22 protein-coding genes and 1 tRNA gene are annotated in these 20,377 nt (G+C 32.1%); 13 read left to right on the top strand and 10 right to left on the bottom strand.

The window, feature by feature from the left end; translation table 11 throughout:
• Positions 1 to 18: 18 nt before the first annotated feature.
• Entirely contained in the window at positions 19 to 660 is a 642-nt protein-coding gene (locus tag C4S35_RS01925; protein WP_103998537.1) for a porin family protein, read from the bottom strand.
• 77 nt (positions 661 to 737) lie between these two features.
• Here C4S35_RS01925 and C4S35_RS01920 point away from each other — a divergent pair, with 77 nt between their 5' ends.
• Positions 738 to 1,730 (top strand): SPFH domain-containing protein, encoded by a 993-nt coding sequence (locus C4S35_RS01920; RefSeq protein WP_103998536.1) that lies wholly within the window; start codon positions 738 to 740, stop codon positions 1,728 to 1,730.
• Between the two features lie 20 nt (positions 1,731 to 1,750).
• Here C4S35_RS01920 and C4S35_RS01915 read toward each other — a convergent pair whose 3' ends face one another.
• The 4 genes from C4S35_RS01915 to C4S35_RS01900 all read right to left on the bottom strand — a co-directional run bounded on the left by C4S35_RS01915 (position 1,751) and on the right by C4S35_RS01900 (position 5,185).
• The gene (locus C4S35_RS01915) at positions 1,751 to 2,047 is read right to left on the bottom strand and encodes a DUF6327 family protein (RefSeq protein WP_103998535.1); all 297 of its coding nucleotides are present in this window, start codon (positions 2,045 to 2,047) and stop codon (positions 1,751 to 1,753) included.
• 3 nt (positions 2,048 to 2,050) lie between these two features.
• Positions 2,051 to 2,404: a competence protein gene (locus tag C4S35_RS01910; RefSeq protein WP_103998534.1), complete on the bottom strand. Its 354-nt coding sequence runs from the start codon at positions 2,402 to 2,404 to the stop codon at positions 2,051 to 2,053.
• Positions 2,405 to 2,445: 41 nt separating this feature from the next.
• A complete protein-coding gene (locus tag C4S35_RS01905; protein ID WP_103998533.1) occupies positions 2,446 to 2,778 on the bottom strand; it encodes a YtxH domain-containing protein in 333 nt (110 codons plus the stop codon).
• A gap of 304 nt (positions 2,779 to 3,082) precedes the next feature.
• Positions 3,083 to 5,185, bottom strand: coding sequence for a glutamine--tRNA ligase/YqeY domain fusion protein (locus C4S35_RS01900; protein WP_103998532.1), 2,103 nt, complete (start codon positions 5,183 to 5,185; stop codon positions 3,083 to 3,085).
• Positions 5,186 to 5,311: 126 nt separating this feature from the next.
• Between C4S35_RS01900 and C4S35_RS01895 the strand changes: the two genes are divergently transcribed.
• From C4S35_RS01895 to C4S35_RS01880, 4 genes are all read left to right on the top strand, one after another.
• The gene (locus C4S35_RS01895) at positions 5,312 to 5,527 is read left to right on the top strand and encodes a hypothetical protein (protein ID WP_103998531.1); all 216 of its coding nucleotides are present in this window, start codon (positions 5,312 to 5,314) and stop codon (positions 5,525 to 5,527) included.
• Positions 5,518 to 5,829, top strand: a complete 312-nt coding sequence (locus C4S35_RS01890) for a hypothetical protein (protein ID WP_103998530.1) — start codon at positions 5,518 to 5,520, stop codon at positions 5,827 to 5,829. The genes C4S35_RS01895 and C4S35_RS01890 overlap by 10 nt, the downstream gene beginning before the upstream one ends.
• A 2-nt stretch (positions 5,830 to 5,831) precedes the next feature.
• A complete protein-coding gene (gene folB, locus C4S35_RS01885) occupies positions 5,832 to 6,191 on the top strand; it encodes a dihydroneopterin aldolase (RefSeq protein WP_103998529.1) in 360 nt (119 codons plus the stop codon).
• Positions 6,192 to 6,296: 105 nt separating this feature from the next.
• Positions 6,297 to 6,367, top strand: a tRNA-Cys gene (locus tag C4S35_RS01880).
• 592 nt (positions 6,368 to 6,959) lie between these two features.
• On the opposite strand, the gene C4S35_RS01875 is transcribed toward C4S35_RS01880, so the two are convergent.
• From C4S35_RS01875 to rnr, 3 genes are read right to left on the bottom strand one after another with little or no spacing between them, the layout of a single operon-like run.
• Positions 6,960 to 7,637, bottom strand: coding sequence for a LysE family translocator (locus tag C4S35_RS01875; RefSeq protein WP_103998528.1), 678 nt, complete (start codon positions 7,635 to 7,637; stop codon positions 6,960 to 6,962).
• Between the two features lie 37 nt (positions 7,638 to 7,674).
• A complete protein-coding gene (locus C4S35_RS01870) occupies positions 7,675 to 8,340 on the bottom strand; it encodes a head GIN domain-containing protein (RefSeq protein ID WP_103998527.1) in 666 nt (221 codons plus the stop codon).
• 4 nt (positions 8,341 to 8,344) lie between these two features.
• Entirely contained in the window at positions 8,345 to 10,537 is a 2,193-nt protein-coding gene (rnr, locus tag C4S35_RS01865) for a ribonuclease R (RefSeq protein WP_103998526.1), read from the bottom strand.
• A gap of 119 nt (positions 10,538 to 10,656) precedes the next feature.
• Here rnr and C4S35_RS01860 point away from each other — a divergent pair, with 119 nt between their 5' ends.
• The 3 genes from C4S35_RS01860 to C4S35_RS01850 all read left to right on the top strand — a co-directional run bounded on the left by C4S35_RS01860 (position 10,657) and on the right by C4S35_RS01850 (position 13,345).
• Positions 10,657 to 10,890 carry a hypothetical protein gene (locus C4S35_RS01860; protein WP_103998525.1) on the top strand — a complete coding sequence of 78 codons (234 nt, stop codon included), beginning with the start codon at positions 10,657 to 10,659 and terminating at the stop codon, positions 10,888 to 10,890.
• 753 nt (positions 10,891 to 11,643) lie between these two features.
• Positions 11,644 to 12,072: a ribose 5-phosphate isomerase B gene (gene rpiB / locus C4S35_RS01855; RefSeq protein ID WP_103998524.1), complete on the top strand. Its 429-nt coding sequence runs from the start codon at positions 11,644 to 11,646 to the stop codon at positions 12,070 to 12,072.
• A 130-nt stretch (positions 12,073 to 12,202) separates the two neighbouring features.
• The gene (locus tag C4S35_RS01850; RefSeq protein ID WP_103998523.1) at positions 12,203 to 13,345 is read left to right on the top strand and encodes an ATP-binding protein; all 1,143 of its coding nucleotides are present in this window, start codon (positions 12,203 to 12,205) and stop codon (positions 13,343 to 13,345) included.
• On the opposite strand, the gene C4S35_RS01845 is transcribed toward C4S35_RS01850, so the two are convergent.
• Complete coding sequence (locus C4S35_RS01845; protein ID WP_244175175.1) at positions 13,324 to 13,620, bottom strand: DUF1294 domain-containing protein; 297 nt, start codon at positions 13,618 to 13,620, stop codon at positions 13,324 to 13,326. The two genes, C4S35_RS01850 and C4S35_RS01845, sit on opposite strands and share 22 nt — an antisense overlap.
• 118 nt (positions 13,621 to 13,738) lie before the next feature.
• Here C4S35_RS01845 and C4S35_RS01840 point away from each other — a divergent pair, with 118 nt between their 5' ends.
• Positions 13,739 to 15,862 (top strand): Tex family protein, encoded by a 2,124-nt coding sequence (locus tag C4S35_RS01840; RefSeq protein WP_103998521.1) that lies wholly within the window; start codon positions 13,739 to 13,741, stop codon positions 15,860 to 15,862.
• A gap of 41 nt (positions 15,863 to 15,903) precedes the next feature.
• Here the strand turns inward: C4S35_RS01840 and tatA are convergent, their stop codons facing one another.
• Positions 15,904 to 16,080, bottom strand: a complete 177-nt coding sequence (gene tatA, locus C4S35_RS01835) for a twin-arginine translocase TatA/TatE family subunit (RefSeq protein ID WP_103998520.1) — start codon at positions 16,078 to 16,080, stop codon at positions 15,904 to 15,906.
• Between the two features lie 215 nt (positions 16,081 to 16,295).
• On the opposite strand from tatA, the gene C4S35_RS01830 reads away from it, so the two are divergent.
• From C4S35_RS01830 to C4S35_RS01815, 4 genes are read left to right on the top strand one after another with little or no spacing between them, the layout of a single operon-like run.
• Positions 16,296 to 16,799, top strand: a complete 504-nt coding sequence (locus C4S35_RS01830) for a peptidase (protein WP_103998519.1) — start codon at positions 16,296 to 16,298, stop codon at positions 16,797 to 16,799.
• Between the two features lie 3 nt (positions 16,800 to 16,802).
• Positions 16,803 to 17,165 carry an SdpI family protein gene (locus tag C4S35_RS15540; protein WP_103998518.1) on the top strand — a complete coding sequence of 121 codons (363 nt, stop codon included), beginning with the start codon at positions 16,803 to 16,805 and terminating at the stop codon, positions 17,163 to 17,165.
• Entirely contained in the window at positions 17,156 to 18,652 is a 1,497-nt protein-coding gene (locus C4S35_RS01820) for a GH3 family acyl-acid amido synthetase (RefSeq protein ID WP_103998517.1), read from the top strand. The genes C4S35_RS15540 and C4S35_RS01820 overlap by 10 nt, the downstream gene beginning before the upstream one ends.
• Positions 18,653 to 18,691: 39 nt before the next feature.
• The gene (locus C4S35_RS01815) at positions 18,692 to 20,371 is read left to right on the top strand and encodes a DUF6909 family protein (protein ID WP_103998516.1); all 1,680 of its coding nucleotides are present in this window, start codon (positions 18,692 to 18,694) and stop codon (positions 20,369 to 20,371) included.
• The last annotated feature ends 6 nt before the right edge of the window (positions 20,372 to 20,377 follow it).

The following is a 20,377-nucleotide window of genomic DNA, read 5'->3' as shown; positions in this document are numbered from 1 at the left end:
TGGGAGCTTTCTTGTTTTTTATAAATAAAGAATCAAATCTGCATTGATAATTCCCGGATTTCCTTTGAAATTTACGCCTAAATTCTTCGTGTTCAAGTTACCCAGCATATTGTTCAGACCATATTGATACGAGACATTAACTCGCAAATGACGAACTCCGGCAGTTATTCCAATAGTTGGATAGAAATTAAATTTAGAAATATCCACAATATCTTTGGCTAACAATGCGGTTCCGGAAATGTTGTTATTTTCTTTGTTCGAATCAATTTTAAATTTTCCGTTTACTTGAACTAAAGGACCAAACTCAACACTCAAATGATTTTCGATCAATTTGTAACTCAACTGCAATGCTATTTGAGCTGATGGCAGTTTGTAATTCACGGCTTCATTTGTTAAAAAAAAGCTTTTTGTGGCTACTGAAAAATTGTTTTCACTAAACTGCAATGCATAAACCATATCCCAATCATTATAGAAATTTCCTCTAACGGAAAGTCCCCCGTTCCATCCTGAGCCAGCATTGGTCTGGAAATTATTAGTATTCAATGTAAACTGATTTACTCCAAAAGTAATCCCAATCCTGTTAGCATCTCTATAATTATATTGCGACAACGCTGCTATTGAAATCAGTATAAAAACAGTAGTTAATGCTATCTTTTTCATGTTTTAAAATTTAATCAGGACAAACCTAAAGTTTTTTTGTAATTTAACGGTAACTTATTAATTAAATTATTCATACTATGAACATTACACTAATTATTATTATTGTCTTCGGATTATTTATTTTACTTTCTTCTTTTTTTACCGTCAAACAACAAACCTCCGTCATCATTGAACGCTTTGGCAAATTCTTGAGTGTGAGGCAATCGGGGCTTCAACTTAAAATTCCTTTAATCGACCGAATTGCTGGACGCGTTAATCTAAAAATTCAACAGTTAGATGTTATCATCGAAACCAAAACGAAAGACAATGTTTTTGTAAAACTAAAAGTATCGGTACAATTCATGGTCATCAAAGAAACCGTTTATGATGCTTTTTACAAACTGGAATATCCTCATGACCAAATTACATCTTATGTATTTGACGTTGTTCGTGCCGAAGTTCCAAAATTAAAACTGGATGATGTTTTTGAACGAAAAGATGATATTGCAATTGCGGTAAAAAGAGAATTGAATGAAGCAATGACCACTTATGGCTATACAATTATCAATACTTTGGTTACTGATATTGACCCGGATATTCAAGTAAAAAATGCCATGAATAGAATCAATGCCGCCGATAGAGAAAAAACAGTAGCAGAATTTGAAGCAGAAGCATCCAGAATTAGAATTGTGGCTAAAGCCAAAGCAGAAGCAGAAAGCAAACGCTTACAAGGACAGGGAATTGCGGATCAGAGACGTGAAATTGCAAGAGGTTTGGTAGAAAGTGTAGATGTTTTAAATAAAGTGGGGATAAACTCCCAGGAAGCTTCAGCACTAATTGTTGTGACGCAACATTATGATACGCTGCAAGCCATTGGCGCAGACGCTAATTCTAATTTAATCTTGTTACCTAATTCTCCACAGGCAGGAAGTGATATGTTGAATAATATGGTCGCTTCTTTCAGCGCCTCCAATCAAGTGGGGGAAATGATGAAAAATAAGAATAAAAAAAGAAAACCAAAAGCCGATGAGGAACATCATACAGGTCATCAAACACCTCCAGCTTCTGAAGAACCCGAAACAGAAATATAACACTACATAAAAAAAGAGGCTTAATTGCCTCTTTTTAGTTTTGATACCCATTTGATAACCTTTGGAAAAGCCTTGGAAACAAAAGGAACTGCTTTAGTAACGTATGGAATTGCTAGATTTATTAGCGTTCCGTAATTACCAGAAAAAGCATTCAATGAAGAACCTATAACACCACTAACAATGTTTTGCGGTGTCAAACTCTCTTTGGTTTTTTTAATCCCGAAAACTAGTTTTTGATAACTAATTTCTTTTTCAATTTTTAAAATTTCCAATTCCCTATCTATCTGAGCATAGGACGAATATCTTTTTGTTTCCATAATTTAATCGTCGTTAAAAAATATTTCAGAAAATTTCTCTAATACTGACCCTTCAAAAAATCTATCTCTAATGGTGAATAAAAGACCTGTTAAGACAAGGTATGCTCCTGCAATGATTAAAAATCCCAAAGGATAATTATCTAAATATTTACCAATTGCAAAAGCTCCTGCTATAGAACAAAATAACAAAACCATGCTAAAACATATAAATATCAAGGTAAACTTAAGCATCATGGTGGTTGATTTCATTGCAACCTTAAAACCCCGTAATTTATAATAAGCCACGTTGCTTTCCAAAAAAGACTGCAGCTGTTCATGAATATTCTCTGTGTTTTCTTTTAATTCTTCAAAAGCCATATCTCTATTATTTTAATATCAATTAGTAATGGTAACCAATATTATTTTTGAAGCTTCGCATTTTGCTCTTTCAAACTAGCCAATTTTTCTTCTAAAAAAGAAATTACATCTTCCGTTTTATGACTCACATTGGAAAGCATCTCATCATAAGTTTCCTGTAAATTATTTTGTTTGAAAAGAGAAATTTTATGCTTCAACTCTTCAGCTGCATTTTCATATTTATGTTTTAAATTATTTTTGGCCTCATCATATCCATCGTTAATTTTTTCTCTGGTTCTGGAACCTTTGTCTGGTGCATATAAAATTCCGAATCCAGCTCCGATAGCTGCACCGGTTAATAAAGCCAATAATGTACTTCCTGCGTTATTTGACATAATTTCTGTTTTTGTTGTTAATAATCTAAAATTACGAATTTTATTAACATCGTGTTGTTAACAAGCCGTTAAATTGTTTTTTATAAGACCAAAACAGTAAATAAAGCACGATGTTGTTCAAAAAATAACCTACGATAAACCAAATGGTAAAAGTTAAAAAAATGCCTTAAATTTCATTAATATAAGTTGTTTTTAATTACTAAATCTTATGTTTTTTATAATCTTAATAAGAATTTACTATAACAACAAAAAGCGCCTTTTACGGGCGCTTTCAATTAAAAAAATCTATAGGATTAATCGAGTATTATAATTTTAAATCATTTAGTAATTTCAGAACTTTCTCGTTTTTTTCAACATTTTTAATTTCCGAAAGTTGAGTTTCAAAAAGACTGTAATTATTTAAATCATTTTGTAAATTCTGAATAGCTAAAATTCTAACGGTAGCCATTTGACTTTTTAAAGACATCGAATACAGTTTAGTCAACGACTCTTCTTCTATGTCTTTAATTTTAACTTTATCAGAATAGTGCAAAATCAAATTAGAAAACAACAGGGAATTATTATCATTCTTGATATTTTTGACAATTGTCTGAATAATTAAACTGTAATTATCAATACTTTTTATGTTTTCAATGATAGAATTTAAAATCAAATCAGCATTATTCTCGTCTTTTTCCTTTACATATTTATTGATTTCTTTTTGAGTGTTCATCAATAAATTTTCTTCTTTCTTGCCTTTTTCTTCCCAAGCATCTTTCAATCCAACGGTTTTATTAAAGACAATTTTACCTTCACTTGAATCTTTATCAACATTAAAATAACCCAAACGTTGAAACTGAAATTTTTCATCCGCTTTTACGTCTGATAAACTTGGCTCAACAAATCCTTTTACAATTTGTAAAGAACTAGAATTCATAAATTCCAAGAAATTTTTCTCTTTATGATTGTCCGGCGCTTCATCGATAAACAAACGATCATACAAACGAACTTCGGTTTCTAAAGCATGTTGGATAGAAACCCAATGCAAAGTTCCGGCCACTTTTCTTTGACTAGCTTCACTCCCACTTCCGCTTCGGCTGTCTTCATCATAAGTAACATGTATTTCCGTAATATTTCCAGCGACATCCTTTACAACACTTTCACCTTTAATGATATAAGCATTTTTAAGACGAACTTCTCTGCCTAAACTCAAACGAAAAAATTTAGCTGGTGCTTCTTCAAGAAAATCTTCTCTCTCAATATATAATTCTCTTGAAAAAGGAACTTTTCTAAATCCTGCACTTTCATCTTCCTGATTATTTTCGGCTTCAAGCCATTCTTCTTTATCTTCTGGATAATTAGTGATAATCAATTTTATTGGATCCAAAACTGCCATAACTCTGGGAGCCGTTTTGTTTAAATCTTCACGCAAGCAAAATTCCAAAAGTGAAACATCTATGACGTTTTCTCTTTTGGCAACACCAATGATATCACAAAACTTACGAATAGAAGCAGCTGTAAAACCACGTCTTCTCAATCCGGAAATGGTAGGCATTCTGGGATCGTCCCAACCATTTACAATATTTTCCTGAACTAATTGTAATAATTTGCGCTTGCTCATTACGGTGTAATTCAAGTTCAAACGCGCAAATTCGTATTGATGTGGTCTAACTTTTAAATCATCATAAATTTGGTCTAAAAACCAATTGTATAATTCACGGTGCATAACAAATTCAAGTGTGCAAATAGAATGCGAAATTTGCTCGATATAATCACTTTCTCCATGTGCATAATCATACATTGGATAGATATTCCAATCGTTACCGGTTCTGTGATGATGACGGTGTAAAATACGGTACATTAAAGGATCACGCATCAACATATTAGTTGATTTCATGTCGATTTTGGCACGTAAAACATGGCTTCCTTCTGGAAAATTGCCACTTTTCATTCCTTCAAATAAAGTAAGATTATCTTCTACAGAACGGTTTCTATTAGGACCATCAACACCTGGTTGTGTTGGAGTTCCTTTTTGAATCGCCATATCTTCAGATGATTGACTGTCAATATATGCTTTACCATTTTTGATCATCGCAACAGCCCAATCATATAATTGTTGAAAATAATCAGAAGAGTATAATTCTTCCGTCCAATTAAAACCCAACCATTTCAGATCTTCCTTGATAGCGTCGACGTATTCCTGCTCCTCTTTCGCTGGATTAGTATCATCAAAACGCAGGTTAACTGGCGCATTGTATTTTAATCCTAAACCAAAGTTCAAGCATATCGATTTGGCATGGCCAATGTGCAAATAGCCATTCGGTTCTGGTGGAAAACGAAAACGCAATTTATCCTGAGGAAAACCGCTTGCTAAACTGTCTTCAATAATTTGTTCTATAAAATGGAGCGATTTTTCTTCGGTTGACATATTTTTGTTTAATTTAAGCAAAGATATAAAAAGTTTATAGTTCGTGGTTTATGGTTTGTAGTTAGATTCGCCATAAAGAACAAACTATAAACAAAAATTTGTATTTTTGTACGAATATCAAAGGTCATGAGACAAGTAACAGTTACAATTCCAGACGATTTTTACGAAACTTTTATTAGTTTTTTCAAACATATTCCTGACGTTTCTATAAATGACAACACAGTGAATGAAGTTCCGCTATGGCAACAAGAAATGGTTTTAGAACGAATGAAAAACGCTAAACCCGAAGATTATATTCCTTTAAAAGACGCTTTGAAAGAATTAGACAAAAAATGGCTTTAAAAGAAAATTATAAAATCACCATTCTTCCTAGAGCAAAACAAGAAGTTAATGAAGCAGCCGAATATCATGAATCTACAAGAAAAGGATTGGGTAAATTATTTTATAAAGAGTTCAAAAACTATGCTTTAACGTTAACTAACATTCCATTTTTTGAAGTAAAATATAACAAAATCAGAATATTACCGCTTAAAAAATTCCCATATACAATCCATTTTACAGTTGATGAATTAGAGAAAATTGTTTCGATTCAAGCTGTAACCTCCAATTACCAAGATTCAAACACCACAAGATTAAAATTATAAAAATGGGATTTATAAAATTAAAAAATATCAGAACCTTCTCGTATCACGGTTGTTTAGTTGAAGAGAGCAAAATAGGTTCGGATTATAGAGTAGATTTAAAAATAAAAACAGATTTACGACAGTCGTCATTATCAGATGAATTGAATGACACCGTAGATTATGTGCATTTAAATCGAATTGTAGAAGAAGAAATGGCTATTAGATCCAACTTATTGGAACATGTGGCACAACGCATAATCAGTAGGACATTCAAAGAAATTCCTTCTATTTCCAGAGTAATTTTAGAAGTTTCAAAATTAAATCCTCCTATTGGCGGTGATGTTGAAGCAGTTACCATAGAAATGGATGAAACTAGAAGTTAAGTTAATTACCAATTAAGAATTAGTAATTACGAATTTTCAAAACTTTGTCGTTATTGGCTTTCCTTTTTTAACTTTTTTAGTATATTTGCACACCAATAAATAATTGGCGTCGTGGCCGAGTGGCTAGGCTGGGCTCTGCAAAAGCTCCTACTCCGGTTCGAATCCGGACGATGCCTCTAAACCTTCAAAGTAATTTGGAGGTTTTTTTATGTCAAATTTTTAAGAAAAATTAAATAAAGTTATAGTTCGAATCCGGACAATACTCTAAAACCTTCAATGTAATTTGAAGGTTTTTTTATGTCAAATTTTTAAGAAAAATTAAGTAAAGTTATAGTTCGAATCCTGACGATGCCTCTAAACCTTCACAGTAATTTTGAGGTTTTTTTATGTCAAATTTTTAAGAAAAATCAAGTAAAGTTAGAGTTCGAATCCGGACGATGCCTCTAAAAGAGATACATTCCTGTATCTCTTTTTTTTGCTTAACTTTTTCTTAAAAAATAAAGAAAATATCAATCAGAAATAAAATTTATTACAGTGCTTTTTTAAAACTTATATGCCTTATATGTTTAGAATTTCAAACCATATAAGGCGTATAATTTCATTTAAGAAACTATCATTTTTTGTCATTCGGCCGAAGGAGCAATTTCTTTTAAAGATTAGTTTTTCTACTTAGTCGCAAATGATAATTTACAAGATAAAAAAAAGCCTAAATCTGAATATTTCTATCTGATTTAGGCTTTTCAATTTTTGAAATAAAAGCTTCTTTACTTATTTTTCAATCTTCTCAAAAGCATTTTTTACCATTTGTTTTTCCTTAGGAAACCAACCTTGAGTGATTAAAACAACACCAAAAATCATTAGAACAATACTAATCCCTTTTTTGATTTTAAGAATATTATTGGGTGTCAATTTATTTTTTAACTGTTTGGCTAATAGAATTTTAATACAATCTATAAATAAATAAGATAAAATTACCGTTGCAAAAAAAGTGATCATTCTGGAAGTCTGCATTTCCAGTTTTGGTCCAACAGAAATGATAATTGCCAGCCAAAAACCAAGAACACCAATGTTGATGATATTTAAAAAAAAACCTTTTATAAACAGACTTCCGTAATTCTTCTTAATAATCTCCCGGTCAATTATATCAGTATTTACCTTTTCTTCTTTTTTTAATTGCATAAAAGAAATAATACCATAAACTAACATCAATATTCCACCAAAAATAAAGAGGGCCGGTTTATCTTTTAAACTTTGAATTAGTCTATAGCTGCCTAAATAAGCAATTCCTATAAAAACAATATCACCTAATATTACACCTAAATCAAATACTAATGCCGCTCTAAATCCTTTTACAATGCTTGTTTCCAATAAAATAAAAAAAACAGGACCTATCATAAAACTTAAAAAAATTCCCCATGGAATACCGGATAAAATATCGTTTATCATTAAAATTTAAAATTTATCAAATAGAATTACAAAACTATTATTTTTCGATGATAGTTCCACCAATGAAAACTTCTTTATTAATTTGCTTAGGTTTTCCGTAAATATAAACAGCTCCTCCGGCTTTCACTTTTACATCTACCAATGCTGTAGCATAGATATCCGCTTTTCCTCCTGCAGAAACGCTTATTGATGTTTGTGTAGTATGTAAATCCTTTGCTTTTAGAATTCCTCCTGAAGTAATAACAACATCTTGATTTAATGCTGTTCCTGATAATTCAATTATTCCTCCTGCATTTGCTTTTACATTCACTTTTTCAACATTTATGTTTATGTTAATCTCCGCACCTGATTTTGCATTCAAATTTAATATTGTTTGTTTAAAATCAGTTTCACTTGAAACATAACTTCCTTCACTTGCGCTAATACCCTCAATCTTTTTAAAATATAATTTCACTATGATATCATCACCGGATAATAATTGTGGAAAAGGCATTCTAATTTTTAAAATACCGTTTTTATTCACCACTTCTACTTCATTCGCTCTATTTCCTGTAATGATTGTTTTATTTTCTGAAGCAGGAATCAGTTTTAAATTGATTTTGTCAAATACTCTGACGTCATCAAAATCTCCTAAGTTTCTAGTTACCTGAGCATTTGTTAATTGGCTTAATAATACAACTGCAATAATGACTAATTTTTTCATTTTTTTATTTTATTGGTTCTTCAATTCTTCTTAAAAAATTAAAATCCAGCTGTTTTTTAACTAAATCGGCGTTTTTTACTTTAACGTAAATTTCATCTCCCAATTGTAATAATTTTCCAGAAGTTGCGCCAGTTAATGCATATTGTTTTTCGTCAAAGGTGTAATAATCGTCTTTTATATCTCGGATTCTACACATTCCTTCACATTTATTTTCGATAATTTCAACATAAATTCCCCACTCTGTAACACCGGAAATTACACCCAAAAACTCCTGATCCTGATGATCTTGCATGTACTTTACCTGCATGTATTTTATAGAATCTCGTTCCGCATTTGTTGCTAAACCTTCCATCGTGGAAGAATGAACACATTTTGTTTCATACGTTTCTTCATCTACTGATTTTCCGCCGTCCAGGTAATGCTGCAATAATCGATGCACCATTACATCGGGATAACGACGAATTGGTGATGTAAAATGAGAATAATATTCAAAAGCTAAACCGTAATGCCCAATGTTATCGGTAGAATATTTGGCTTTACTCATACTTCTAATCGCAAGAGTATCAATTAAATTTTGTTCTTTTTTACCGTTCACTTCTTCCATTAAAGCATTTAATGATTTTGAAATATCACCTTTGTTTCTAAAATCAATTTTGTAACCAAACTTTGCAATTAAAGTTTGCATGGCAATTAATTTATCTTCATTTGGCTCATCATGAATCCTGTAAATAAAGGTTTTCTTTTGTTTTCCAATGAATTCTGCAACTTTTCTGTTTGCCAAAAGCATAAATTCTTCAATCAGATGATTGGCATCTTTTGATACTTTAAAATAAACACCTTGCGGTTCTCCATCAGCATCTAAATTGAATTTTACTTCCACTTTATCAAAAGAAATAGCGCCATCAGCCATTCTTCTTTTTCTAAAAATTTTAGCTAATTCATCCATTTTTAGCGTTGCAGCAACGATTTCTTTCGAAACTTTAGACGAACTTCCAGTTATAGAAATTGCTGATGGTATAACATCGTCTTTCGTCTCTATGATGTACTGTGCCTCTTCGTAAGAGAACCTTTGATCCGAATAAATTACAGTTCTACCAAACCATTGATTGACTACTTGCGTGGTTTCCGTTATTTCGAAAATAGCAGAGAATGTATATTTTTCTTCATTTGGACGTAACGAACAAGCAAAATTTGACAACACTTCTGGTAACATGGGTACTACTCTATCCACTAAATAAACAGAAGTGGCTCTTTGATACGCTTCATCATCAAGGATTGTTCCTTCCTGAAGATAATGGGAAACATCAGCAATGTGAATTCCAATTTCGTAATTACCATTTTCTAATTTTTTGAATGATAAAGCATCATCAAAATCTTTAGCATCTTTTGGATCTATCGTAAAAGTCAATGTATCACGCATGTCACGACGTTTCGCAATTTCACTTGCTTCTATCGAAGTATCTATTTTTTGTGCAAATGTTTCTACTTCTATAGGAAATTCTGATGGTAATCCGTATTCCGCAAGAATGGCATGAATTTCGGTATCGTGTTCTCCTGGTTTCCCTAATACTTTTATTACAGAACCAAAAGGACTATCGGCTCTGGCTGGCCAATCTTCGATATGAACCAAAACCACATCTCCTTGCTCCGCCTCGCCTATTTTATCTTTTGGAATAAAAATATCAGTATACATTTTTGGATTGGCTGTAGAAACAAAAGCAAAATTAGCTTGAATGTCAATTACACCAACAAAGTCGGTTTTATTTCTTTCAATTACTTCAATTACCTCACCTTCTGGTTTTTTACCTTTTCTTTTGTTGTAAACATATACTTTTACAATGTCTTTATCTAAAGCGTGATTCAAATTATTTGTTGGAATAAAAACATCTTCTTCCAGTTCAGAACAAACGAAATAAGCTGTCTTACGACCAGTCATATCAATTTTACCTTCGTAATAATCTTTACTTACTGCTTTAACTAAATATTTTCCGGGTTCTGATTCGATAATTTTATCTTGGGAAGCGAGAATTTTCAAATCTTTAATAATTTGATTTCTGCTTTGGGTATCATCGAGTTCTAGCTTTGCTCCTATTTGTTTGTAATTGAATGCTTTATTAGCACTTTGCGATAATATTTTTAATATTTTATCAGAGAAATCTTTCTCTTTTTTTATCGGCTTTCTTAATCTTTTGCTCATAGATCTTTTCTTATAAGCTATAAAATTACGAAATAGTTAATGGTTATCAATAAATGGTTAACAGATTTAAAGAAAATATAACTTTACAGAATAGTTGTATCTTTATAAAAACAATTAAAATGGAAGACTTTCAAACCATTGCTATTTTCAATTACTCACATGAAATTGTTATTCTAAAACATATTTTAGATCAGGAGGGAATTCATTATTTTTTTGAAAATGAAACTACATTAGCGGTTGCTCCTTTTTATTCTGCAGCTTTAGGCGGGATTAAACTAAAAGTACATCCAAACGATTTTCAAGCGGTTCAAGATATTTTAGACAATCTGAATAACAATCTTAGAATTGTTTAATTAATTCATAGCGTTTACATTTCTAAAACATGATTTTAAATTTTTTAAAAGTTAAATGTTATCAACATATATTAATATAAACAAAAAGAAAAATTAAATTTAAATTATTTTTTGGTTGTTATTATAGCTTGTTAATAATGGCAATAAATTTATTTTAAAATGTATTGAAATGAAGTTTTAGGATGTTATATAGAGTTATCAACATACTTATTTTATGATAAAGGTTTAGTTTTAAAGTGTTTTTAAATTTTAATTAACAATGGTTAATAATGTAAAATGAATCGTTTTTGTAAATAAGTATTTTTAAATTTTTTGTTAATAAAGTACTTTTTTATAATGATAACTATTCTAAAAATTCACCAAACAAAATTTGGATTTCTAATGTGGGTTTTGGATTACTTATTTTTTGGTTACAACCCAAAAAAACTTCTAATATTCTATCTAAAGTTATAAACAATGTATGTTAATTTAAAGTTAACTGAATATCAAGTGATTAAGTTTTGCTATTAACAATGTAAAAAATTAACAATTTTATTATATAATCTACATTGATTTACAGTCATTTGTAGATTTAATAGAATTGTTAATAAAGCCTAATCTAATAGCAATCTGATAGTTATAGAATCTAAAGCACACTTTAATTTTAAGGACTAGTTTAGATCAAATTACGCTATTAAAGAAAGCGAGAATTAAATTCAACAAAACTAAATTTCTTTATTTAAATTTGTAGCACACAACTTAACTCTTTTACAAATGAAAATCTCCATAGGAAACGATCACGCTGGTCCAGAATACAAAAAAGCAATTGTTGAAATGCTTAAAGCAAAAGGACATGAAGTAACTAATCACGGAACCGATTCTGTAGATAGTGTAGATTATCCTGATTTTGCGCATGCTGTTGCAAATGACATATCGGAAGCAAAAGCTAATTTTGGAATCATTATTTGCGGAAGCGGAAACGGAATCGCTATGGCAGCCAACAAACACGAGAAAGTTCGTGCCGCTTTGTGCTGGATCAAAGAAATAGCAACTTTGGCTCGCCAACACAATAATGCTAATATAATCAGTATTCCAGCTCGTTTTACTTCTATACCGCAAGCAGTAGAAATGGTAGATGCTTTTTTAAATACTGAATTTGAAGGTGGAAGACATCAAACAAGAGTGGATAAAATTTCTTGTTAGAAATTTTTTATTGACTGAATTTACATTTATTCAGTCAATGCACTGACTGAATTAATGTAAATTCAGTCAGTGCATTGACTGAATTACTATTTTTTGATTATATTTGGTTTAGATTTTTAAATTAAATAGAATGGAAAATTATTTAAAAAGAGCACTATTTCAAGATTTTGGTAAAAAAGTACTACCAAACAAAGTTTTGATTTTACTGGGCGCTCGTCGTGTTGGGAAAACTGAACTAATAAAAAATTACCTTCAAACTATTCCTACCGGAAGTTATTTGCAACTGAACGGAGAAGATATCAATGACGCTAATTTGCTCAAAGATCGTTCCGTAGCTAATTACAAGCGATTATTACTCAATATTGATTTACTAGTTATAGATGAAGCCCAAACTATTCCTGATATTGGTTTGATTTTAAAACTAATTGTAGATTCTATTGAGGGAATCAAAATAATTGCGACAGGCTCCTCCGTATTTGATTTAAATAATCATCTTGGCGAACCGTTAGTAGGACGAAAAAACACTTTATACCTTTTTCCATTAGCACAAATAGAATTTTCGGTACAAGAAAATTACAAACAAACTGTAGAAAATTTAGAACAACGATTGTTGTTTGGCGGTTATCCGGAGCTAGTTCAATATCCAGACTGGGAAGATAAAAAAGACTATTTATTTGAAATCATTAATTCCTATTTACTCAAAGATATTTTAGTTTTTGAAGGAATAAAACATGCCGATAAAATTTATGATTTACTTCGTTTGATAGCGTATCAATTAGGAAAAGAAGTATCGTTGCAAGAATTGGCAAATCAGTTGCAAATGTCTAAAAATACCGTTGCTAATTATTTAGATTTGCTTTCTAAAGTGTTTATTGTCTTTAAAGTAGAAGGATTCAGTCGCAATCTTCGAAAGGAAATTGTGAAATCCAGCCGTTGGTATTTTTATGACAATGGAATCAGGAATGGAATTATCAATAATTTTAATCGATTGGATTCAAGAAATGACGTTGGAGATTTATGGGAAAATTATCTCGCTTCAGAGAGGATAAAAAAGCAAAATTATCACAAAACGAAAACAAATAATTATTTCTGGCGTACTTACGATCAGCAAGAATTAGATTGGTTAGAAGAAAAAGCTACTGTTTTGGCTGGTTTTGAGTTTAAATGGAATGAATATAAAAACACAAAAATTCCAACAGCTTTTGCAAAAGCATATCCAGAAGCTACTTTTGAAGTAATTAATAAAAGTAATTATTTAGATTTTATAATGTGATTTTCATTTAAAATGCCAAAATAAAATAGGCATCCAATAATTAATATTTGGATAAATACAATTCTGTAAAACTTAAAGAGATAGTATTTTTTAGAAGTTTTATGACGGAAAATATACATGGCTAATGCCGAACCAATTGTGCCGCCAACAGCAGCGAACGTTAAAAGAGTTTCTTCAGAGATCCTTTTTTTTTGCACAATCGCCAATCGTTTGTCATAAGCGGTAATTATAAAAGCTAAAATATTTAAGGTCAAAAAACTATATAATAAAGTCATAATTGATATAAATTTGAAGTTAAAAGCTATTATTTTAGCTAAAAATTAATTAGACGATTTCATTTTTTCTAATTAAAACTTTTTCAGAGTAATGCATTTAAAATTATCTAATTACAGGATGACCAATATACAATTTATAGCCAAATATGTTTCGACGGAAGCAATTAATATTCAAAATACGGTTCAATTATTAAAAGAGGATTGTACGATTCCGTTTATTTCCCGTTATCGAAAAGATACAACTGGAAATCTCGATGAAGTTTTTATTGAGCAAATTGCCAAATTCCAAAAGGATTACGAAGTTATTGTAAAAAGGAAAGAAGCAATTTTAAAGTCTATTCAGGAACAAAATGTTCTTAGCCCGGAATTAGAAAAAAAGATCCAAATCAGTTTCGATTTACAGGAATTAGAAGATTTTTATTTACCCTATAAAAAAAAGAAAAAAACCAAAGCCGATGTCGCTCGTGAAAACGGATTAGAACCATTGGCAAAAATCATTATGGCGCAAAATAATGATAATGTCGATTTTATTTCTACCAAATATTTGAATAAAAATATAACCAATGAAGATGCAGCCCTACAAGGTGCGCGCGATATTATTGCCGAATGGATTAACGAAAATATTTATGTTCGAAAACAACTTCGAAGATTGTACGAACGTAAAGCAATCATTACAACAAAGGTGGTAAAAACAAAAAAAGACGATGAAGGCGCGCAGAAATTCAATCAATATTTCGATTGGTCAGAACCGTTGACTAAGGCGCCATCGCACCGATTATTAGCGATTCTTCGTGCGGAAAATGGAGGTTTTATTAAGTTTAAAGTAGAAGTTGATATTAATGAAGCCTATCATATTATTGACGCATTAGTTTTAAAAGGTCAAAATAAAACTACACCACACGTACAGTTGGCAATTGAAGACAGTTATAAACGATTGTTGAATCCGGCAATTTCCAATGAAGCTTTGCAGGAAGCAAAGGTTAAGGCTGATGCCAATTCGATTCAGGTTTTTGCTAATAATTTGGGGCAGTTATTATTAGCACCGCCTTTGGGTGAAAAACGGATTCTGGCGATTGACCCTGGATTTAGAAGCGGTTGTAAAATTGTTTGTTTAGACGAAAAAGGAGATTTATTATACAATGAAACGATTTATCCACATGCACCTCAAAAAGAGGAAGCCATGGCGATGAAAAAAATCCGTTCGATGGTGAATTCCTATAAAATCGACGCTATTTCTATAGGAAACGGAACGGCTTCTCGTGAAACCGAATTCTTTATTAAGAAAATAGTTTTTGATAAACCGGTTCAAGTTTTCATTGTTTCCGAAGCTGGCGCATCTGTTTATTCCGCATCTAAAATTGCAAGGGAGGAATTTCCTAATTATGATGTAACGGTTCGTGGCTCGATTTCTATTGGGAGACGACTTTCTGATCCCTTGGCCGAATTGGTAAAAATTGATCCGAAAGCCATTGGCGTAGGCCAATACCAGCATGACGTTGATCAAAATAAGTTAAAAGAAGAACTCGATAACACGGTGATTCGATGCGTGAATTCAGTGGGGATAAATATCAACACGGCGAGTAAACATTTATTGAGTTATGTGAGTGGAATAGGAGAGAAGCTGGCTGAAAATATTGTTCAATATCGTTCCGAAAATGGTCCTTTTACAGATCGAAAACAACTAAAAAAAGTACCAAGATTAGGTGAAAAAGCATATCAGCAAGGTGTGGCTTTTATCCGAATTTCGAATGCAAAAAACCCTTTGGATAATTCAGCCGTGCATCCTGAAGCGTATGGTATTGTGGAAAAAATGGCCAAAGATTTGAAATTGACCGTCAATGATTTGATTGCCAATACAGAAAAAACGACTTTAATAAAGCCCGAAAATTACATCACGCCTGAGATTGGTTTACTGGGATTGAAAGACATCATTAAAGAATTGGAGAAACCGGGATTAGATCCCAGAAAATCAGCCAAAGTTTTTGAATTTGACCCAAATGTAAAAACGATTAAAGACGTAAAAACTGGAATGATTTTGCCTGGAATTGTGAATAACATTACCAATTTTGGTTGTTTTGTAGATATTGGAGTGAAAGAAAGCGGCTTGGTTCACATTTCCCAACTTAAAGCGGGTTTTGTCAGCGATGTGAATGAAGTGGTTAAATTACACCAGCATGTTCAGGTAAAAGTAACGGAAGTTGATGACGATAGAAAGAGAATTCAATTGACAATGATAATTTAAACCACAAAAAAAATGGCTTTTCATTTATGAAAAGCCTTTTTTTATTTTGTTTCTTCTTCTTCTTTTTTATCGGCTGCTTGACCGTCTTTAGCGGCGTTTTTAAATTCTTTAATTCCGCTTCCTAATCCTTTCATTAATTCTGGAATTTTTTTACCTCCAAAAAGTAATAAAACAATCGCCAATATAACAAGGATTTCTGTAACACCTAATCTTCCCATGATTGAATAATTTACGCCGAAGCAAATTTGTAATAAAAACTAGTGACAAAGATAATTATAAATTAATTAATAGAAACTCATTTTAAGGCAATTATTTGGTTTGGCCAACGTTAAAAGTTTATTAAAAAAAAATTACAGTTTTGTGAAAAGCGTTGAAATTATACAAATAACATCAATGACATTAATTGTTTATATTTGTTCAATAATCAAATTAGATGTCCAAGAAAAGACAAAAGCGTAAAATAATTAAAGAAAATTTATTCAATAAAAGACGTTTAATAATTCTAAACGAAGATACTTTTGAAGAAACATTTTCTTTAAAACTTACTTTGATGAATGTTTTTGTATTTATTACTTTGAGCACCATAATTATTATCACGGTTACTACTTTTATCATTGCCTTTACCCCTTTACGTGAATATATTCCTGGTTATTCGTCTTCCCAACTTAAAAAAGATGCCACCCAATTAGCCTTAAAAGCAGATTCTTTATCATTTGCATTGAAGAAAAACGAAGCGTATATTAAATCGATTCAGAAAGTATTAACCGGTGAATTGGAATTTGCCAAATTCAATAAAGATTCCATTCTTTCCGCAACTGAAGAAATTCCTTCGCCCGTTAATCTATCTCCCTCAAAAAAGGAACTGGAATTAAGGGAACAAGTGGCGAAAGAGGAAAAAAACGTAAAATTCAATTTATCCAATAAGAAATCTAAATAATTTATGAATTGGATTCATCAACGGCTCGAAATGCCATTATTTTGTGGAAGTATTTTTATAATAGTGGGTTTAGTTTCCTATTTATTTCCTCCCAAAAACAGCAATTATCTTGATGGTTACAGGACTTCAAGTTCTATGAAAAATCTTGAAGTTTGGGCTTTTTCTCAAGAATATGCTACTATTAAAATTACACAAGCCGGATTTATAGTACCAGCAGTTAGTAGTACCATTCTTTTTTTTGCAATAAAAGAGAATCAACAATTAATTTTAGGGATTTTTTCTTTACTCTTTCGCCCTATTTTTGTTTTCTATTTCACAGAAAAAGCAATAAAAACTAAATTTACAAATTTTTTAAAATGTCAATAAAATCAGTCGCTGCAAAACTATTTGCAAAGAAAATATATAAAGAAACACAGGCTTGGTCTACTAAGCCTGTTGCAACCCAAAACAAAGTTTTACAAAAATTAATTAAAGAAGCTAAGGGAACGCAATTTGGCATTGACCATCATTTCGATACAATAAAATCAAGCGCCGATTTTGCCAAAAATGTTCCAGTTCGTGATTACGAAGGGTTAAAATCCTATGTGGATAGGGTGGTAAAAGGGGAGGAAAATGTGCTTTGGAAAGGGAAACCACTCTATTTTGCCAAAACATCGGGAACAACTTCCGGAGCAAAATATATTCCGTTAACTAAGGAATCGATGCCTTTTCATATTGAAGCGGCACGAAATGCGATTTTGCATTATATCCATGAAACGGGAAAAGCGGATTTTATTGACGGCAAGATGATTTTTCTTCAGGGAAGCCCAATTCTAGAGAAAAAGTATGGTATAAAACTGGGCAGATTATCTGGAATTGTAGCTCATTTTGTTCCAAAATATCTGCAAAAAAACCGAATGCCTTCGTGGGAAACGAATTGCATCGAAGATTGGGAAACCAAAGTAAATGCGATCGTGGAAGAAACATTCAACGAAAATATGACGGTGATTTCCGGTATTCCTTCGTGGGTGCAAATGTATTTTGAAAAACTGCAACAAAAAGGAGGGAAGCCAGTTGGCGAAATCTTTAAAAACTTCAATTTATTTATTTACGGCGGTGTCAACTACGAACCGTATCGCGCCAAATTTGAAAATTTAATTGGTCGAAAAGTAGACAGCATAGAACTTTTCCCTGCTTCGGAAGGATTTTTTGCGTACCAAGATTCCCAAAAAGAAAAGGGAATGCTGTTGCTGTTGAATGCGGGAATTTTTTATGAATTTATAAAAAGTGACGAATTTTATACGGATTCCGAAGGTTCGGGACCAAGACGTTATACGATTGGCGAAGTAGAATTGAAGGTAAACTATGTTTTGATTATTTCTACTAATGCGGGACTTTGGGGATATAATATTGGCGATACCGTTCAGTTTACTTCATTAAAACCGTATCGAATTATTGTTTCCGGAAGAATCAAGCATTACATTTCGGCTTTTGGGGAACATGTGATTGGCAAGGAAGTAGAAAGCGCGTTGCAGGAAGCAATAATTGGGACGACTATTCGGATCAATGAATTTACTGTCGCGCCTCAGATCACGCCAGCAGAAGGATTGCCTTACCATGAATGGTTTATAGAATTCGAGAACGAACCGGAAGACAGCGGAGCTTTTGCGGAAGCAATAGACGATGCCATGAGAAAACAGAATATGTATTATGACGATCTGATTGTGGGGAATGTATTGCGAAAAGTAGTTGTAACAAAAGTGGCAAAAAATGGATTTCAGGACTATATGAAATCAATAGGAAAATTAGGCGGACAGAATAAAATACCAAGACTTTCTAATGATAGGAGTATTGTGGATTTATTAAAACAATAAATAAAAGAATTACATTTACGGGTTAGAAAATAAAAAAGAATGAAAGAGACTAGAAATATATCAAGATCCAGAGCACAAGAATCATCGGCGGCTATTGAAAAAATGTACATTACCATGCGTCATTTATTCAATAGAGGTTTTTATAAACCAATGGGAATTTCTGGAGACACATTAAGAGAAGCTTTATTGGCGCTACGCCCAGAAATATATGGAAATATTGGTGAAGAAAAAGTAGAATTAAACGGACTTTTATATGTTATTGAACGCCTTCCACTAGGAATTGAAGAATGTCGTTTTATCAATTTAACCTCGGAAGAAGGGTATTCAAAATCTCATTTTAAAGCGATTGTTCCACCTAAAAGACGACGCAATTGTTATCGAATTGATGAGGAACAAATGAATGTGGAAATTACCCGCGGACGTTCCGATATTTATGATATTTTGACGCATTTGACCTTTATTTTCATCGAATCCCATAAAATCAGAAATAGAGTTTTGCTGGATGACGCCGGTGAAGTATCACGCGATTGGTTTAAACTCGAACAAGCGGTTTCCCAAAATAAAAAACTGACGCTTGTAGAAAAAGAGAAAGCGATTTCACATGCAGCGAACATCTTAGGACGAACATTTGAAGAAGTATTGGACATTTACGACGCATTTGGTTCGGCTGCTTCACCGGATCGTTTTTTGCACGTGATTTTTTGGTTAGGAAAATTGGCAATAGAAGAAGTTGTTGATGATAATAAAAGGACGATAACTTTCAGTCCTATTTTGCGAGAACGTTTAGGACATCATATTCATGGTGAAATATGGGCAACAAATATCAAGGAGGTTTTGAAAGAAAACAATCTTTTAGGTCGTCCAATTCATGTTATCAGTGCCAATATGCATAGTGTAATGAACTCTATTTTTGCAACGGAGGTTTTAAAAACCAAATTTAAAGGCAAATCAGATTTCTTTATTTATGAAGAATTAAGCAAGTCAGGCGCAAATGAAGTTCGCAATCAAGTTGAAGAAGTAGCTTTGAAATGTGGAATGATTTCGTTACCAGACACATCTGGAACGAATATTGACGTTCAAATTTTTGATACAGCCAAAATGGATTGGGCTAAAACTTCGTTTCCAAAAGCTAATACAAAAACTAAACAACCAGTATTAATAGTCATGGATTATGCTTTTGGCGAGCAAGCCTATGAAACTATCGATGAATTATTGAAACCGTACAAAAAAGAGACTTTGCTTAATGTAGAATCCGTTTCTATAATGGGGAAAGCAGGAATCTTGGAAGGTGGAAAAGGAGATATTATGATTCCTAATGCGCATATCAATGAGGGAACTGCAGATAATTATTTTTTCAAAAATGAATTAACAGCAGATATGTTTGAAGGTAATGGAATTTCAGTTTTTGCAGGACCAATGGTTACTGTACTTGGAACATCATTGCAAAACAGGGATTTATTGAAGTTTTTCCACGAATCAACATGGGGCGTAATTGGTCTGGAAATGGAAGGTTCATATTATCAAAAGGCCATTCAGTCCGCTTCCAAAATCAGAAAAAGCGTTCCATTGGATGTTAAAGTTAGATATGCATATTATGCTTCGGATAATCCACTAGAAACGGGTAGCACACTGGCTTCTGGCGGACTGGGAACAACAGGAGTAAAGCCAACCTATTTGATTACCATTAAAATATTGGAACAAATTTTCAACGTAAAATAAAAACAG

It is taken from the genome of Flavobacterium urumqiense (assembly GCF_900108015.1).
Lineage (GTDB): Bacteria > Bacteroidota > Bacteroidia > Flavobacteriales > Flavobacteriaceae > Flavobacterium > Flavobacterium urumqiense.
Note: the sequence above shows the minus strand (reverse complement) of the source record. Positions and strands in the feature narration are given on the sequence as shown.